The organism is Streptomyces hazeniae (assembly GCF_031845485.1).
GTDB lineage: Bacteria > Actinomycetota > Actinomycetes > Streptomycetales > Streptomycetaceae > Streptomyces > Streptomyces hazeniae.
The window spans coordinates 1-395 of record NZ_JAVREQ010000247.1 but is presented as its reverse complement, the minus strand read 5'-3'; the positions used below and the strand labels follow the sequence as shown (position 1 = coordinate 395).

Below are 395 nucleotides of genomic sequence, written 5' to 3'. Positions count from 1 at the left end.
GACCAACAACCGGTTCGGGTTCGGCGTCGGGATCGGCTGGGCACCAGAGGAATTCGAATGGTGCGGGGTTCCGTTCGCCAAGCGCGGGGCGCGCGTCGACGAGATGATCGACGTGCTCAAGCTCGTGCTCGGCGGCGGCATGGTCGAGTTCCACGGCGAGTTCTACGATTTCGAGCGTCTGCAGATGAGCCCGGCGCCGTCCGAGCCCGTGCCGTTCTACGTCGGCGGGCACACGCCGGTGGCACTCAAGCGTGCCGCCCGCGTGGGTGACGGCTGGACCAGCGCGATGATGACGTGTGCACAGCTGGCCGAGACCGTGACGGCGATCAACAAGCTGCGGAGTGAATACGGCCGGGCCGATGAGCCTTTCGAGTTCCAGTCGGTGTGCATCGACA

1 protein-coding gene is annotated in these 395 nt (G+C 66.1%); it reads left to right on the top strand.

Annotated features, from left to right (window positions below):
* Nucleotides 1-395: LLM class flavin-dependent oxidoreductase (locus RM572_RS29560; protein WP_311676411.1), on the top strand; the 395-nt coding region annotated here is incomplete at both ends.